The organism is Parasphingopyxis sp. (assembly GCF_028279465.1).
Taxonomy (GTDB): domain Bacteria; phylum Pseudomonadota; class Alphaproteobacteria; order Sphingomonadales; family Sphingomonadaceae; genus Parasphingopyxis.
The window spans coordinates 31,127-47,039 of the sequence record NZ_JANQNS010000007.1; the positions used below are offsets into that span (position 1 = coordinate 31,127).

Consider the following 15,913-nt stretch of genomic DNA (forward strand, 5'->3'; position numbering starts at 1 on the left):
CATGTGACGCACATCACGCATTTGCGCGACAATGGCGCCCCCGCAGAATGGTCGCGCTGGCCCGCGCACTATGCTAATGCCGCCCCAGGATCAGCTCGAGGAACCCGAAGTGAATATCGAAACCCCTGTAAAGTCAGCGGAAAAGCCAAGCTTCACCTATCGCTGGGACGACCCCTTTCTGCTCGAAAGCCAGCTCAGCGACGAAGAAAAGATGGTGTATGACACGGCGCGCAATTATGCGCAGGAAAAGCTGCTGCCGCGCGTTTTGACCGCGACTCGGGAAGAACGGTTCGACCGCGAAATCATGAACGAGCTCGGCGAACTCGGCCTTTTGGGCTGTACGATCGAGGGTTATGGCTGCGCCGGCGTATCCCATGTCGCCTATGGCCTTGTCGCCCGGGCGGTCGAAGCCGTGGATTCCGGCTATCGCTCGGCGATGAGCGTCCAGTCCTCGCTCGTCATGCACCCGATCCACGCATATGGCACCGAGGAACAGCGCGAGAAATATCTGCCTAAGCTGGCGACCGGCGAAATGGTCGGCTGTTTCGGACTGACCGAGCCCGATGCGGGTTCCGATCCCGGCAGCATGAAGACCCGCGCCAAATCGGTCGATGGCGGATACAGCCTGACCGGCGCGAAGATGTGGATCACCAACTCGCCGATCGCCGATATCGGCGTCGTCTGGGCCAAGGACGATGACGGCGTGATTCGCGGTTTCATCGTCGAGCGCGGCATGGACGGCCTGTCTTTCCCGAAGATCGAAGGGAAGATGAGCCTGCGCGCCTCGATCACCGGCGAGATCGTGATGGACGAAGTCTTCGTGCCGGAAGAGAATAAGCTGCCAAATGCCCGAGGACTGGGCGGCCCGTTCGGTTGCCTCAACAAGGCACGCTACGGCATCGCCTGGGGCTCGATGGGGGCGGCCGAGGATTGCTGGCACCGCGCGCGCGACTACACGCTCGAACGCCAGCAGTTCGGCCGCCCGCTCGCCGCGACCCAGCTTGTGCAGAAGAAGCTCGCCGACATGCAGACGGAAATTGCGCTCGGGCTCAACGCCGCGCTCGCGGTCGGGCGTAACATCGATGCAGGCACATGGGCGCCGGAAATGATCAGCCTGATCAAGCGCAACAATTGCGGCAAAGCGCTCGATATCACGCGCAACGCCCGCGACATGCATGGCGGTAACGGCATTGCCGACGAATATCACGTGATCCGCCATCTGGTGAATCTCGAAACGGTGAACACCTATGAGGGCACGCATGACGTCCATGCGCTGATCCTCGGCCGCGCGATCACCGGCATTCAGGCCTTCACCGGCTAATGACGAAAGCGCTGTCGGGCGTTCGCGTCCTCGACCTTTCCCGCGTGCTCGCCGGGCCCTGGGCGACGCAGATGCTCGGCGATCTGGGCGCGGAGATCATCAAGATCGAAAAACCCGGTGTCGGCGACGATACGCGCGGCTGGGGACCGCCCTGGCACGGCGAGGACCGCACGGCCGGCTATTATCTGGCCGCCAACCGCAACAAGAAATCGGTCGCGATCGATATCGCGAAACCCGAGGGACAGAAGCTGATCCGCGATCTCGCCGCGCGGAGCGATATCGTCGTCGAAAATTTCAAGCGCGGCGGTCTCAGGAAATATGGCCTCGATCACGAAAGCCTGCGTGCGGAAAATCCGAAACTCATCTGCTGTTCGATCACCGGCTTCGGACAGGACGGCCCCGATGCGGACAAACCCGGCTACGACCTTATGGTTCAGGCGATGAGCGGTTTCATGTCGATCACCGGCAATGCGGACGGCCCGCCGCGCCGGATGGGCGTCGCAATGGTCGATCTCACCACCGGCATGAACGCCGCCGCCGCGATCCTAGCCGCGCTATACCAGCGCGAACGGACGGGCGAAGGTCAGCATATCGATATCGCGCTGTTCGACGTCGCGCTGTCGAGTCTCGGCAATCAGGCGCTCAATTACCTCGTTTCTGGCGAAGCGCCCGGCCGCACGGGGAATGCCCACCCCAATGTCGTGCCGTACCAGCCTTTCGAGACCGCAGACGGCTGGATCATCGTCGCGGTCGGCAATGATAACCAGTTTGCGCGTTTTGCCGCGCTGCTCGGCCATGGCGAAATGGCGAGCGATGCGCGCTATCGCACCAACGGCGCGCGCGTCGAAAATCGCGACACGCTGATCCCGCCGCTCACCGAAGCGATGAAAACCCGCACCACGGCCGAATGGACCGAAGCGCTGATCGAGGCGAACGTCCCCAATGGACCGATCAACACGATTCAAGAGGCTTTCGCCGAGCCCCAAGCCATCCATCGCAGGCTCAGTCACGAGATTGAGGGCGTGCCGCAGGTCGCGAGTCCCTTGCGGCTGGGCGCATCGCCGATGGACGGAGCGATACCGCCGCCCGCCTTGGGGCAGGACACGGATGCGGTTCTTGAGGCGTTGCTCGGCATATCGGCCGACGCACGCGAAGCGCTGCGGGCAAGCGGCATAATCTGACCCAAAAGCTGACAAATCGCGATTTCTGCGCTATATCTGTCAGTATGAACCGACATTGCTATTCCAACGCTTACTGGACGGTCCATCGGCTGAGCCGCTCGCTCGCGCGCTAGCCCTTTGCGCGCCCCGTGCGCGCGCTTCACGCTCGCCGCCGAAAATCCCGTGAAAACTTGGCGGCTTTGAGCCTAACCCACGCTTTTACAGGAATAGTCACATGACCGATACGCAAGAAAATCTGATGGGCCTGAACGGCTTCGAATTCGTCGAATATACAAGCCCCGATCCCGAAGCGCTGGCCGATCTGTTCGTGAAGCTCGGCTTCACCCATGTCGGCAACCATCGCTCGAAAAATGTCCGCCACTATGCACAGGGCGACATCAACTTCATTCTCAACATGGAGCCTGATGGCCAGGCCGCGAAATTCCGCGAAAGCCACGGACCTTCGGCGAATGCGATGGCGTTCCGCGTTGCCGATGCCGCCAAGGCGCTCGATCTCGCTGTGGAGCGCGGCGCGGTGCCCGTCGAAGGCAAAGTCGGCCCGGCGGAGCTCAACATCCCGGCGATCGAGGGGATCGGCGGCGCCAATCTCTATCTCGTCGACAAGCGCGGCGCGGCGACGATCTACGATATCGATTTCGAGCCCGTGCAAGGCGCATCGGCGGACGACAACAGCGTCGGCCTGCACACGCTCGATCATCTGACGCACAATCTCCGCCGCGGCCAGATGGACGTCTGGTCCGAATATTATGAGCGCATCTTCAATTTCCGCGAGATTCGCTATTTCGATATCGAGGGCCAGGCGACGGGCCTGTTCAGCCGCGCCATGACGGCGCCGGACGATAAGATCCGAATCCCGCTGAACGAAAGCCAAGACGAACATTCGCAGATCGAGGAGTTCATCCGCGACTATAAAGGCGAAGGCATCCAGCATATCGCGCTCTCGACCGACGATATTTTCGGCACGGTCGATGCGCTGCGCGAACGCGGCGTACGCTTCCAGGATACGCCCGACACATATTACGACCTGCTCGACAAGCGTCTGCCGGGCCATGGCCATGACGTGGACGCGATGCGCGAACGCAAGATCCTGATCGACGGCGCGCCGGAAACCGGCGGCGGCCTCCTCCTGCAGATTTTCACCGAGAATATGGTCGGCCCTATTTTCTTTGAGATCATCCAGCGCAAGGGCAATGACGGCTTTGGCGAGGGCAATTTCAAGGCGCTGTTCGAGAGCATCGAACTCGACCAGATCAACCGCGGCGTGATCCCCGCGAAAGAAGAAGCCTAGCCTTCGGAGACGAGATCGATGACTGACTATATGTCCGGCTTCGGCAACGAGTTCGCGACCGAAGCGGTTGCGGGCGCGTTGCCCGAGGGCCGTAACAGCCCGCAGCGACCGGCGTTCGGTCTCTACGCCGAACAGCTTTCGGGCACTGCCTTCACCGTGCCGCGCGATCACAACCGCCGGAGCTGGCTCTACCGGATGCGGCCGAGCGCCATGCATGGCCGATTCGAGCCGTATCGCGGCGGCGAGCGGATCGAAACCGCGCCGATCACGGGGACGGATTTCGAACCCAACCGGCTGCGCTGGGACCCGCTGCCCCTGCCCGAAGCGGAACTCGATTGGGTAGACGGCCTCGTCACCTGGGCGGGCAATGGCGCTGCGGACGGCCAGGCCGGTATCGGCATCCATCTCTATGCCGCCAACCGATCGATGGACGGCCGCGCATTCTTCAACGCCGATGGCGAGCTGCTGATCGTGCCGCAACAGGGCACGCTCCGCATCGTGACCGAGATGGGCGTGCTCGATGTCGCGCCGAACGAAATCTGCGTCGTTCCACGCGGCGTGAAGTTCCGCGTGAACCTGACCGACGGCGCGGCGCGTGGCTATGTCTGCGAAAATTACGGCGCACCGTTCCGGCTGCCGGACCTTGGCCCGATCGGCGCCAACGGACTCGCCAATCCGCGCGATTTTCTGACCCCCGTCGCGGCGTTCGAGGATAGCGACGAACAGGTCAAACTGATCCAGAAATTCTCCGGCAAGCTCTGGTCGACGACGCTCGATCATTCGCCCTTCGACGTCGTCGCCTGGCACGGCAATCTCGCGCCGGTGAAGTACGATCTCGCGCATTTCAATACGATCGGCTCGATCAGTTTCGACCATCCCGATCCGTCGATCTTCACGGTGCTGACCTCGCCATCGAACAGCCCGGGCACGGCCAATTGCGATTTCGTGATCTTCCCGCCGCGCTGGCTGGTCGGCGAGGATACGTTCCGCCCGCCCTGGTTCCATCGCAACATCATGAGCGAGTTTATGGGGCTGATTCATGGCGAGTATGATGCCAAGGTCGGCGGCTTCGCACCCGGCGGCGCGAGCCTGCACAATTGCATGAACGCGCACGGACCGGACAAGGCCTCGACCGAAGCCGCGATGGCAGCCGATCTCGAACCGCAGAAGATCGACGATACGATGGCCTTTATGTTCGAAAGCTGCCTACCGATCCGCCCGAGCCGCTTCGCCATGGATACGCCGCTGCTGCAGCTCGATTATGACGGCTGCTGGGACGGGTTCGAAAAGGCGGAGTTGCCCTAGCGCCGGTTGCGCGGTTCGCGGACGGCGAACAGGAGCACTGCCAGCGCGACTGCCAGCAGGCCAATCGAGAGCCAGAATAGCGGGACATAGCCGAAAGCGCTCGCGATAACGCCGCCCAGCAGCGGCCCGATTGCTGCCATCGTCGTCTCGGCCGATGTCGAAAGCGCAAGGCGCATCGGCAGGTCTTCCCGACTGCCGAATTCCAGCACGATGGTCGTCGCGCTCATCATATAGCCGGACATCGACGCGCCGATCCCGAAAAAGGCCATGAAGATGGGTATCGGGCCGTTCGCGACGAGCAGCAAGCCGAGTGCGACGAGCCAGATAAGCAAGGCGAGGATCATCGTCAGCCGGTAGCCGAAGCGATCGCCGAGATGGCCCCAGAGAATGTTGGAGATCGTATCCGCGCCGAGAAAGGCGACCGTCAGCAGGCCGATCGCCGCACCGCTCATATCCATCACATCGGCGGCGTAGAGAATGTAGAAGGGCAGCGACACGCGCGCCGCGACCGCAAAGAGCTGCGCGATCAGGAACCAGCGATAGTCCCGGTCCGACAGCAGCTCCGGAAAATCCCGCAGCCGCTCGCGCATCGACATTTGCGGACGCACGGTCGGCGGCTCGGGCTCGCGCACGAAACGGTAGAGCACGACGAGGCCGAAGCTGGTGAGGACGAAAGACAGAAGGAACGTGGTCGCATAGCCATTGCCGAGCACGTCCTGCTCGATGAACCAGGCGCCCGCGAAATAGGACAGCAGGGCCGCGATCCCCGCGCCCGCGACATTGCGATACGCTTGCAGGCGGCCGCGTTTGGCGATCGGAATGACTTTCGACAGCAGCATTTGAAAGACGACCCGCTGCTGCCCCTGAAAGAAGCCGAGCAGGAAGAGAAACAGGAACGTCGCCAGCAGCAGCGGCGAGCCGGTGAGGAAATAGCCGGCGAGCGCAAGGCCCAATATCTGGACGCGCATCGCGATGCCGATCCATAGCGCCGCCGGCATCACGCGCGTACGATGCTCGATATTCGACGCGCTCATGACCGGGGAGACGGCCGCGCCCGCCTGCATCAGCGACTGGCCGACGCCGACGAGGAAATTCGATCCGGTCAGCGCGTACAGATAGGCGGGCAGGAATGTCGGCGCCATCAGGATGCGGAACCCCGTCATCCCGAGCATGCCATGCGCGAAATGCGCTATGTAATTGCGGCGCAGATTCTTCTCGACGAACCGCTCATATTCGGCTTCGCGCCGCTCGAGATCGGCGGCGCTATCCGTCACGCGCGGCGAGCGATGGCAGGCAGCGGATCAATAGCCGTTGAACTGCGCAAAGCGTTCGCGATGGAAGCCGGAATTGCCCCATTGGGTTTCCAGCACACGCGCGCGCTTGAAATAGAATCCGGCATCATGCTCGTCGGTCATGCCGATGCCGCCATGCATCTGGATCATCTCGCGGGTGATGCGATGGACGACATCGTTGGCCGTCGCCTTGGCGATCGCCACGGCTTGCCCCGCACTGCCGATATCGTGATCGAGCGCCGTCAGCGCCGCCTCCACCGACGAACGCATCATCTCGATATCGCCGAACATCTCGGCCATGCGATGCTGGAGCGCCTGAAAGCTCGACAGCACCTGCCCGAACTGGACCCGGGTCTTGAGATAATCGTTGGTCGTGTGAAACGCCTGCACCGCGAGGCCCAGCATTTCCGCGCAGCCGATGACGCGCGCGCAATCCAGAACCTTGGCGAGCAGATCGTCGCCGCCTTCGGCCAGCCGGGAATCGTTCCCCATGGCGACGTCCTTGAGCGTGATCTCCGCATGGCTGCGTGAATCGACGATCTTGCGCGTCGAACGCGACACGCCGTCCGCAGTGCCATCGACCAGATAGAGCCCGTCCTTCGCCGCCACGACGAACAGGCCGGCGCTATCGCCCTCCGCGACGAACGCCTTTTTGCCGTTAAGCTTGCCGCCTTCGACTGCGGTTTCGATTTTTTCCGGATCGTGATGCGCGCCCTCGTCGATCGCGAGCGCCGCGACCAGTTCGCCGCTGGCGATCTTGGGCAGATATTTGGCCTTCTGTTCGTCCGACCCGCCGAGCATGATCGCCACAGCCGCCGCCGAAGAAGCGGCAAGCGGCGCGGCCGCGACATTGCGTCCCAGTTCCTCGAGCACGAGCCCGAGCCCGGTAAAGCCAAACCCGCTGCCGCCATGTTCTTCGGGAATGATGATCCCCGTCCAGCCCATCTCGGCCATCTGGCTATAGATGGCCGGATCATAGCCCTCCACATGCTCCGCATCGCGCATCTGGCGGAACGCACCGACCGGATTTTCCTTGTCCGACCATTCGCGCGCCATATCGCGCAGCATCACCTGTTCGTCGCTGTACCCTGCCATTGGAATCCTCTTTTCGCTCGCCGCTCCCCGCAGCTGGTTTCCGTTAACGTCAAGCATAGCTGCCCGGCGATGGCAAGGGATAGCGGGTTAGCACTATCGGTCGGGCACACCGCGCGCCTGACGCCAGGTCAGCCAAAGCGACCAGAGCAAGCCGATCACGACAAAGGCAAGCGACGCCATCACGATCGGCAGGACGAAATCGGCTTCGCCCTGCACATTGTCCGCGCCGCTGTTGCGCAACTCAAGCCGCCCGAACCCGCTGCGCCAGCCGAAGCCCAGCGCAAAAGCCCATCCGGTCGCGAGCAACCCCGCCGCGCTGCGCGGACGCAGCCGCAGGGAAGCGACGGCGCCGAAGACCATCAACGCAACGCAGATATAGTCTACGATCAGCGCCTGTAGCGGTTGGCCCCAGGTCAGATGATACCAGGTCTCGAGGATGAAATGGAGGCTGGTCGAGAGCAGCGTCAGCCATGCGAGCGGCGTTTCCGACGCGTGCCGCTCAACCATCGGCGACAGCACCGATCAGCCGCGCCAACTCCACCACCGTATGATCGGCATGGATATCGCCGATAATCTGGAGCCCGATCGGCAGGCCGTCCGCATCCTGCCCGATCGGCGCGCTGGTCGCCGGGAGGCCCGGATAGGTGGCGATGCTGACCCAGCCGAACTGTTCGCCGAAATCGCGTTCCTCGCCGTTGATGACCAGCTTGCGGTCGCGCATCGGCACGGGCGTATGTTCGAACGCCGTAACGCCCGCATTGGGGCACAGGATCGCGTCGAACTCCTCAAATAGCGCGCGATATTGCCGGCGAGCCCGCGCCTGCTTGTCGAGCATCTCGCACCAGCCTGGCAGACCAGGCAGCGGATAATCGGATGCCGGATCGCGCACGGCCAGCACGGTCAGCAACATATGCAGATATTCTCCGTGCAAAGCGGCCAGATTGGGAAGCAGATCGCTGGATCGCGCCACCGTCGCACCGGCCTGTGCACACTGCTCGGCGACGCGTTCGACCGCTGCGGAAATTTGATCATCGACGATCGCCAGATCGGTATCGGTCACGACAAGCAGGCGATAATCTTTGAGGTCCCGCGACGGTGCACCGGGCAGCGCGATATCCGACGTCAGATTGATCGCCAGCGCCAGATCTTCGGCCGTGCGCGCCATAGGCCCGGTCACCGAGAGCGGGATATCCGCGCCGTCCGTCCCCGGGAAATAATGCCCTTCGAGCGGGACGATCCCGTAGGTCGGTTTGAGGCCGTACACGCCGCAGAAATTGGCCGGGATGCGGATGGAGCCGCCGATATCCGACCCATATTCGAGCGGTACCATGCCGGCCGCGAGCGCAGCCGCCGACCCACCCGAAGAGCCACCAACGACGCGCGACAGATCATGCGGATTGCTGGTGCGGCCATAGATCGGATTGTCCGACTGCCAGTCGGCAAGCATCGGCGGCACATTGGTCTTGCCGAGAAACACGGCGCCAGCCGCCTTCAACCGCCGGACAACGAGCGAATCCTGTTGCGCAATAAAATCCCTGGCCGATTCTACGCCCCAGGTGGTCGGCAAGCCGGCCATGTCATGCGATTCCTTGATCGTCATCGGCACGCCGAGCAGCGGCTTCGCTTCGCCTGTCGCAACTGCTGCGTCCGCTGCCTTCGCCGCCTCGCGCGCACGGTCGAAATCGCGGACGACGACCGCGTTGATATCCGCGTCCCGCGCTTCGATCCGCGCGATCGCTGCCTCGCATTCGGCAACAGCGCTGGTTTCGCCCTTGGCGATGGCGCGGGCTGTTTCGATGGCGCTCGCTTCGGTACAGTCAATCATTCCATGGTCCCCTTGTCGCTTTGCTCACCCCTTCGCTCGAGCGCTTCTCGGATCTGCGCGCGCGACCAGAGCCCGATATAGCGCTGCCAGCGACCGGGCACATAATCGTCGATCGTACGCGCGGGTTCGGGCAGCGAAAAGGGCGCTACCTGAAGATTGAGCGGGCGGGAGCGCCCATTGAGCTTTTGCTCGTTATTCTCATCGTTCGGGTATGAGGATAGCAGCGCCCATTCGATATCGGACGTGGCGAAATTCCTGAAGAACGCCCAAATACTGTCGAAGGGCATGTGAATGAAGAAGTCTCGCACAAGGATCAGATCGGCCGACGGCAGCGGATCGCGCGTAATGTCCGCGACCGCGAAGGATCGAGACTCGTCGCCGAAACGCGCCTGGTTCTGCGCGATCAGTTCCGGCACGATATCCATACCGATATAGCGTATCTCCCCGAGATCGATCTCGCTCAGCCAGTTAAGATCGCCGCACGGCGCATCGAGCAGCGTATCGACGTGCAAATCCCGCAGGACGCCCGGCAGCTTCGCGCGCAGATTTTCGGTGAACGCCAGCGTCGAACCGGGGCCCGAAGCGGATTCATTATTCTCCGATTTCCAACCGCCGCGCGCGAAGATATCGGCGAAAACGGTTTCCATCTTGCCTGTCATCGAAACGTGGCCCTTATCGCCTTCGCAGGGATCAATTGAACCGTTCGTCCTTTTCCGCCTTATCGGCCAGCAGTTGCGATAGCTTGAAATTCTCGCCGAGCCGGTTGCGATGCTTCTCAAGGCCCGCGACCACGGTATCGAGGCCGACCGTATCGGCCCAGAACATCGGGCCGCCGGTGTAGAGCGGCCAGCCATAGCCGTTGATCCAGACGACATCGATATCGCTCGCACGCTGCGCCATGCCTTCTTCAAGGATCAGCGCGCCTTCATTGACCATCGGATAGAGCAGCCGTTCCTGAATCTCTTCCTTGGAGATTTCGCGCTGCTCGACGCCCTGTTTCTCTGCGAATTCGGCGATGACCTTCTTCACATCATCGGACGGCGTCCGCTGGCGGGCCTCGTTATAATCATAGAAGCCCGCGCCCGTCTTTTGACCGCGGCGGTCCATCGCGCACAATGCGTCACGCACGCTTTCGATCCGGCTCGGATCGCGGTGCCAGCCGATATCGAGCCCGGCGAGGTCGGACATCTGAAACGGTCCCATCGGGAAACCGAAATCGAGCAACACTTCGTCCACTTCCCAGTAATTGGCACCTTCCATGATCAGCGCATTGGCCTGTTGCTGGCGCGGGCTGAGCATCCGGTTGCCGATAAACCCGTCGCACACTCCGGCGACGACGGCGATCTTGCCGATCTTCTTGGCGAGTTTCATGCAGGTCGCGAGCACCTGGTCCGACGTCTTGTCGCCACGCACGACCTCGAGCAACTTCATGATATTTGCTGGCGAGAAGAAGTGCAGACCGAGAACATGGTCCGGCCGGTCGGTCGCCATCGCGATTTCGTCCACATTCAGATAGCTGGTGTTGGACGCGAGTATCGCGCCGTCTTTCACCGTCTCGTCGAGCTTAGCGAAGACCTCCTTCTTCACATCCATATTTTCGAACACCGCCTCGATAACGAGATCGCATTCGGCGAGATCGGCATAGTCGAGCGTCGGCGTCAGCAGACCCATCGCCTGCTCGACCTGCTCTTCCGTCATCCGGCCGCGCGATGCCGTGCGCTCGTAATTCTTGCGCATCACGCCCGTGCCGCGGTCTAGCGCGTCCTGCTCCATTTCGAGGATCGTCACCGGGATTCCGGCGGAGAGGAAGTTCATCGAAATTCCGCCACCCATCGTGCCGGCGCCGATCACGCCGACCTTCTTGATCGGGATAAGCTCGATATCCTTGGCGATCCCCTCAATCTTGTTGGCCGCGCGCTCTGCGAAGAAATAGTGGCGCATGGCCGCGGACTGGGTGCCCGCCATCAGCCCCATGAAGAGCTCGCGCTCTTTCTTGACGCCGTCCTCGTACGACATCTCACCAGCCGCCTTGACCGCCTGAATACCGGCCTCGGGCGCATCGAAACCGCGCAACTTGCGGCCATGCTTGGCGCGAAATTCGTCGAAGATCGCCGGATTTTCGACGCCGTCACGATTGGCCGTGCCCTCGCTGGCGCGCGGCACGGGTTTGCCGATCTGTTCGCGCGCGAAGGCGATCGCATCGTCCGCCAGACTTTCTTCGCCGACGATCCTATCGACGAGACCGATGCTTTCGGCCTTTTTCGCCGCAATCGGATTGCCGACCACTACCATAGGCAGCGCCGCCTCCGCGCCGACGACACGCGGCAGACGCTGTGTGCCGGCTGCACCCGGTATCAGGCCTAGCTTCACTTCTGGCAGGCCGAGCTTCGCGGAGGGCACGGCGACGCGATAGTGGCAGGCGAGCGCGACTTCGCATCCGCCGCCCAGTGCCGTGCCATGGATCGCTGCGACGACCGGCTTGTCGCTCGCTTCGATCTGGTCGAGCACATCGCCAAGCCCAGGACCTTGTGGCGGCTTGCCGAATTCGGTGATGTCGGCGCCGGCAAAGAATGTGCGCCCGTCGCAGCTAATGACGACGGCCTTCACGCTGTCGTCGCCCAGCGCTTCCGCGATGCCATCGGCCAGTCCCTGCCGGACGGCCTGGCCGAGTGCATTGACCGGCGGATTGTCGGAAATGATGACGAGCACATCGTCATGACGTTCGGTGGTGATTACGGACATGGGGGAATCTCCTGCAGCGCTTTTCTTTCGCTTCTCGCGCATCGCAGACGCCGCTGGCAAGGCTGTCGTTACGGAAAGCGACCGGTTTCCCTTGAGATTACGCCGCGTGCACCATAGCTAGAACGAAACGCAGAAGCCGGGGATTCGCGAATCCACCGGCCGATTTTTATGGAGAGACTGTACGTGACGGAAATCAACCTCAATCCCGACCATCCCGATTGGCCGGTCATGTCGCTCGACGACGCGACGGCCATGCTCACCTCCGAAGGCAGTCCGTTCGAGACCGACGTGGTCGAGATCGAAGGCCGTCCGACGACCGTCTGGAAGAGCATCCCGCCGACTTTCGCCGATTTCGCGCGGATGGCGCGGATGGCCTATGCGGACCGCGAATTCATCGTCTTCGAAGATGAGCGCGTAACCTACAACTCCTGGTTCAAGGCATCGGCCACGCTCGCGCACAAGCTGCAGGAGCTGGGCGTCGAAAAAGGCGACCGGGTCGCGCTGGCCGCCCGCAATCTTCCCGAATGGCCGGTCATCTATTTTGCCACGCTCTCGCTGGGCGCGATCGTGGTTCCGCTTAACGGCTGGTGGACAGGCGGAGAGCTCGAATATGGTCTTCAAGACTCGGGTGCCAAGTTCCTGATCGCCGATGGCGAGCGCTACGAACGGATCAAGCCGCATCTCGACAATCTGCCCGCGATCGAAAAGATCATCGTCACCCGCCCCGGAGGCGAGCTGGACGAGGGCCTGGTTGCCCTGACCGATCTGATCGGATCAAGCCATGACTGGCCGGAGCTGGAAGAAACGGATTTTCCGGCAGCCGATGTGCACCCGGAAACCGAGGCGTCGATCCTCTACACCAGCGGCACGACGGGCCGGCCCAAGGGTGCGGTCGCCACACATCGCAACTCGCTGACCAACCTGCTGTCATCGGCTTTTGCGACGACGCGCGGCGCGTTGCGGCGCGGCGAGACACCGCCCCCGCCCGGCACGCTGCCGGACCCGATATGCATCCTGCTCGTCATTCCGCTGTTCCATGTGACCGGCTGCACAGCGCTGATGGGGCCGGTGATCGCCGGTGGTTCGAAACTGGTGCTCATGCACAAATGGGACACGGTGCGCGCGATGGAGCTGATCGAGCGGGAAAAGGTGACGATGACCGGCGGCGTGCCGACCATCGCCTGGCAGATCCTCGAACATCCGGACCGCGACCAATATGACCTGTCGAGCCTCGACAGCATCACCTATGGCGGCGCGCCGGCCTCGCCCGATCTTGTCCGCAAGATCAAGAGCGAGTTCAAATCCTCGCCGGCCATGGGTTGGGGCATGACGGAAACGTCGGGCACCGTCACCGGCCATAGCGCCGAAGACTATCTGAACCGGCCCGACAGCTGCGGCCCGCCCGTGCCCGTCGCCAAGCTCAAGATCATGTCGGAAGATGGCACGCGCGAAATGCCGACCGGCGAGATCGGCGAGCTCTGGGCGTTCGGCGCGATGGTCGTCAAAGGCTATTGGAACAAGCCCGAAGCGAACGCGGAAACCTTCGTCGACGGCTGGATCCGCACAGGCGATCTCGCCCGGCTTGACGAGGAAGGCTTCTGCTATATCTGCGACCGCGCCAAGGACATGATCATCCGCGGCGGCGAAAATATCTATTCGTCCGAAGTCGAGAACTGCCTGTACGACCACCCGGCCGTCACCGACGCAGCGCTGGTCGGCATTCCGCACAAACAGCTCGGCGAAGAGCCGGCGGCGGTCGTCCATTGTTCGCCGGGACACGATGTTTCGGAAGCCGAACTACAGGGCTGGGTCGCCGAACGGCTGGCCAAGTTCAAGGTGCCGGTGAAGATCGTCTTCGTGGAGGAAACCCTGCCGCGCAACGCAAACGGCAAGATCCTGAAAAAGGACCTGCCGAAGCTGTATTTCGGGGTCGAAGAAGCGGCCTAAAATCCTCTCCTGAGAATCAGGGGAGGGGGACCGCGACGCGCAGCGGCGTGGTGGAGGGGCGCGAGCGCAGCGAGCGTGCTTCCGCTAGCTTTATTCTAAACCACCTGCCGGTCGCATTGCCCCTCCACCGCCTTCGGCGATCCCCCTCCCCCCGCTTCGCGCAGGGAGGATTTACTCAACTGAACAGGGCGACGCTCTGCATGCCCGCCAGCACGGGTGTGCCGTCGCTCGCCCATAACCCATTATACTGGCTGCTATTGCCGTGGCGCGCCATGTCGCTGTCCGTCTGCACGATCCACCAGCCATTCTCGGTCACCGGCTTGGGCTCGAGCACGTTGGCGAACCAGGTGATCGAGCTGACCGGCGCGCCGCGCGATTGCAGGGCCACGGCGGCGGGCGGCAGGGCATCGCCCATCGCCATCAGTTCGATCATCGGATCGAGCCCGTCGCGTTCCCGCAAGCGCATCCAGCGGGTGAAGCGGGGTTTACCTTCCACATCTGGATGGCGGCTTTCGCGATATTCGAAATTATAGGTGAAGAATTCGGGCGGGCCGGACCGCAGTTCGTCGTCGGGTGGCGGCGCGCCGATATCGGGTGCGTCGTGATGCGCATAATCGACCTCGGACTCGAGCGCCTGCATGAAGACGTAAATCGCGCGCAGGCCCAGCCCTTTTTCTGAGTGGATATCGGACTGGATAAAGGCCGCTGTACGTCCGCGCCGCAACAGCTTGGTCGTGATCGTCACCTCGCCGGCGAGCGGGCCGATGAAAGAGACCTGCGCCGAGCGGAGCGGCGGCAAATCCTCTTCCGATTGCTGCGCCGCATGGAGGCCGAGCGCAGCGCTCAGCCCGCCATAGGCCGTCCGCCCCTGCATCCATGTCGAAGGGATTGCGACGGTGTGGCCGTCCGCGGCAGGCGCAAAGCTCGCCAGAATCTGCTGCAAATTCATTTCAATTCCTGTAGTCAATCGCGCGGGATGGCAGTGACGATGGCTTCGGCTTTCTCGAACAGCGCGGAATCGATCTCCAGCCCGCTTGCCGCCGCATTATCATCGAGCTGGTCCGGGCGGCTCGCGCCGACGATCGCCGATGCGACATTGGGTTCGCGCAACACCCAGGCGAGCGCGAACTGCGCCATCGTGCAACCGGCTTCCGCGGCCAGCGGTTTGATCGCATCGACGCCCCGAATGACTTCGGGCCTCATCAACCGCTCCATAAAGCCGCCCATATCGTCGCTCGCCGCGCGGCTGTCTTCGGGCGGCGGGCTGTCGGCGTCGTACTTGCCCGTCAGCACGCCCTGCCCCAAGGGCGACCAGACGATCTGCGATACACCATTGTCCGCGCACAGCGGGATCACGGCCTTTTCAGGCCGCCGCCAGAGCAGCGAATATTGTGGCTGGCTCGAGACGAACTTTTCGACCTCGGGCACCATGTCGAGGGCCGCGCGGATCTGCTCGGGTTCCCATTCGGAAAAGCCGATATAGCGAACCTTGCCGGCCTGCACGATATCGGTCAGCGCCGTCATCGTCTCTTCGAGCGGTATATCTTCATCGTACCGGTGACACTGGTAGAGATCGACATAATCGGTCTGCAACCGCTCCAGCGAGGCGTCGATTTGCTTCAATATCTGCGGCCGCGACAGGCCGCGATCCTCGCGCGACATCGGGAAATAGACCTTCGTTGCAAGCACATAGCTGTCGCGCGCCCGATCCTTCAGCGCCTCGCCGATCACCGTTTCCGAAGCCCCCCGGCCATAGGCATTGGCGGTATCGATGAAGTTGATCCCGAGATCGAAGGCGCGGTCGATACAGGCGATCGCCGTCTCCTTCTCGATCCCGACCCCGGTCGTCAGCCATGTGCCGAGGGAGATTTCCGAGACTTCGAGATCGCTCGATCCGAGCTTGCGATATTGCATTCG

Annotated in this window: 13 protein-coding genes; 5 read left to right on the forward strand and 8 right to left on the reverse strand. The window is 62.5% G+C overall.

The window, feature by feature from the left end; all coding sequences use genetic code 11:
* Positions 1–70 precede the first annotated feature (70 nt).
* The 4 genes from Q0974_RS03855 to hmgA all read left to right on the forward strand — a co-directional run bounded on the left by Q0974_RS03855 (position 71) and on the right by hmgA (position 5,095).
* The gene (locus Q0974_RS03855; protein WP_299322856.1) at positions 71–1,321 is read left to right on the forward strand and encodes an acyl-CoA dehydrogenase; all 1,251 of its coding nucleotides are present in this window, start codon (positions 71–73) and stop codon (positions 1,319–1,321) included.
* Positions 1,321–2,502 (forward strand): CaiB/BaiF CoA-transferase family protein, encoded by a 1,182-nt coding sequence (locus Q0974_RS03860; RefSeq protein WP_299322858.1) that lies wholly within the window; start codon positions 1,321–1,323, stop codon positions 2,500–2,502. The genes Q0974_RS03855 and Q0974_RS03860 overlap by 1 nt, the downstream gene beginning before the upstream one ends.
* Positions 2,503–2,716: 214 nt before the next feature.
* The gene (gene hppD / locus Q0974_RS03865) at positions 2,717–3,790 is read left to right on the forward strand and encodes a 4-hydroxyphenylpyruvate dioxygenase (protein WP_299322861.1); all 1,074 of its coding nucleotides are present in this window, start codon (positions 2,717–2,719) and stop codon (positions 3,788–3,790) included.
* Between the two features lie 18 nt (positions 3,791–3,808).
* On the forward strand, positions 3,809–5,095 hold the full coding sequence (hmgA, locus tag Q0974_RS03870; RefSeq protein ID WP_299322862.1) for a homogentisate 1,2-dioxygenase: 1,287 nt from the start codon (positions 3,809–3,811) through the stop codon (positions 5,093–5,095).
* Here hmgA and Q0974_RS03875 read toward each other — a convergent pair.
* The 6 genes from Q0974_RS03875 to Q0974_RS03900 form a co-directional block, all read right to left on the reverse strand.
* Positions 5,092–6,369, reverse strand: coding sequence for an MFS transporter (locus Q0974_RS03875; protein ID WP_299322864.1), 1,278 nt, complete (start codon positions 6,367–6,369; stop codon positions 5,092–5,094). The genes hmgA and Q0974_RS03875 overlap by 4 nt on opposite strands.
* 27 nt (positions 6,370–6,396) lie before the next feature.
* Positions 6,397–7,482 (reverse strand): acyl-CoA dehydrogenase family protein, encoded by a 1,086-nt coding sequence (locus Q0974_RS03880; protein WP_299322866.1) that lies wholly within the window; start codon positions 7,480–7,482, stop codon positions 6,397–6,399.
* Positions 7,483–7,575: 93 nt separating this feature from the next.
* Positions 7,576–7,989: a hypothetical protein gene (locus Q0974_RS03885; RefSeq protein WP_299322869.1), complete on the reverse strand. Its 414-nt coding sequence runs from the start codon at positions 7,987–7,989 to the stop codon at positions 7,576–7,578.
* The gene (locus Q0974_RS03890) at positions 7,982–9,307 is read right to left on the reverse strand and encodes an amidase family protein (protein ID WP_299322872.1); all 1,326 of its coding nucleotides are present in this window, start codon (positions 9,305–9,307) and stop codon (positions 7,982–7,984) included. The genes Q0974_RS03885 and Q0974_RS03890 overlap by 8 nt, the downstream gene beginning before the upstream one ends.
* Positions 9,304–9,954 carry a class I SAM-dependent methyltransferase gene (locus Q0974_RS03895; RefSeq protein ID WP_299322874.1) on the reverse strand — a complete coding sequence of 217 codons (651 nt, stop codon included), beginning with the start codon at positions 9,952–9,954 and terminating at the stop codon, positions 9,304–9,306. The genes Q0974_RS03890 and Q0974_RS03895 overlap by 4 nt, the downstream gene beginning before the upstream one ends.
* A gap of 43 nt (positions 9,955–9,997) precedes the next feature.
* On the reverse strand, positions 9,998–12,049 hold the full coding sequence (locus tag Q0974_RS03900) for a 3-hydroxyacyl-CoA dehydrogenase NAD-binding domain-containing protein (RefSeq protein WP_299322877.1): 2,052 nt from the start codon (positions 12,047–12,049) through the stop codon (positions 9,998–10,000).
* 228 nt (positions 12,050–12,277) lie between these two features.
* On the opposite strand from Q0974_RS03900, the gene Q0974_RS03905 reads away from it, so the two are divergent.
* Positions 12,278–13,996 carry a class I adenylate-forming enzyme family protein gene (locus tag Q0974_RS03905; protein WP_299323065.1) on the forward strand — a complete coding sequence of 573 codons (1,719 nt, stop codon included), beginning with the start codon at positions 12,278–12,280 and terminating at the stop codon, positions 13,994–13,996.
* 175 nt (positions 13,997–14,171) lie between these two features.
* Here Q0974_RS03905 and Q0974_RS03910 read toward each other — a convergent pair whose 3' ends face one another.
* Both Q0974_RS03910 and Q0974_RS03915 read right to left on the reverse strand, forming a co-directional pair.
* A complete protein-coding gene (locus Q0974_RS03910) occupies positions 14,172–14,945 on the reverse strand; it encodes a thioesterase family protein (protein ID WP_299322880.1) in 774 nt (257 codons plus the stop codon).
* A gap of 14 nt (positions 14,946–14,959) precedes the next feature.
* The gene (locus tag Q0974_RS03915) at positions 14,960–15,910 is read right to left on the reverse strand and encodes an aldo/keto reductase family protein (RefSeq protein WP_299322882.1); all 951 of its coding nucleotides are present in this window, start codon (positions 15,908–15,910) and stop codon (positions 14,960–14,962) included.
* Between the last annotated feature and the right edge of the window lie 3 nt (positions 15,911–15,913).

Excerpts from the sequence above, each read along its gene's own strand:
- Q0974_RS03855 (WP_299322856.1), top strand. The coding sequence starts at position 71 with ATGCTAATGCCGCCCCAGGATCAGCTCGAGGAACCCGAAGTGAATATC.
- Q0974_RS03860 (WP_299322858.1), top strand. The coding sequence starts at position 1,321 with ATGACGAAAGCGCTGTCGGGCGTTCGCGTCCTCGACCTTTCCCGCGTG.
- hppD (WP_299322861.1), top strand. The coding sequence starts at position 2,717 with ATGACCGATACGCAAGAAAATCTGATGGGCCTGAACGGCTTCGAATTC.
- hmgA (WP_299322862.1), top strand. The coding sequence starts at position 3,809 with ATGACTGACTATATGTCCGGCTTCGGCAACGAGTTCGCGACCGAAGCG.
- Q0974_RS03880 (WP_299322866.1), bottom strand. The coding sequence starts at position 7,482 with ATGGCAGGGTACAGCGACGAACAGGTGATGCTGCGCGATATGGCGCGC.
- Q0974_RS03885 (WP_299322869.1), bottom strand. The coding sequence starts at position 7,989 with ATGGTTGAGCGGCACGCGTCGGAAACGCCGCTCGCATGGCTGACGCTG.
- Q0974_RS03890 (WP_299322872.1), bottom strand. The coding sequence starts at position 9,307 with ATGATTGACTGTACCGAAGCGAGCGCCATCGAAACAGCCCGCGCCATC.
- Q0974_RS03895 (WP_299322874.1), bottom strand. The coding sequence starts at position 9,954 with ATGGAAACCGTTTTCGCCGATATCTTCGCGCGCGGCGGTTGGAAATCG.
- Q0974_RS03900 (WP_299322877.1), bottom strand. The coding sequence starts at position 12,049 with ATGTCCGTAATCACCACCGAACGTCATGACGATGTGCTCGTCATCATT.
- Q0974_RS03905 (WP_299323065.1), top strand. The coding sequence starts at position 12,278 with ATGTCGCTCGACGACGCGACGGCCATGCTCACCTCCGAAGGCAGTCCG.
- Q0974_RS03910 (WP_299322880.1), bottom strand. The coding sequence starts at position 14,945 with ATGAATTTGCAGCAGATTCTGGCGAGCTTTGCGCCTGCCGCGGACGGC.
- Q0974_RS03915 (WP_299322882.1), bottom strand. The coding sequence starts at position 15,910 with ATGCAATATCGCAAGCTCGGATCGAGCGATCTCGAAGTCTCGGAAATC.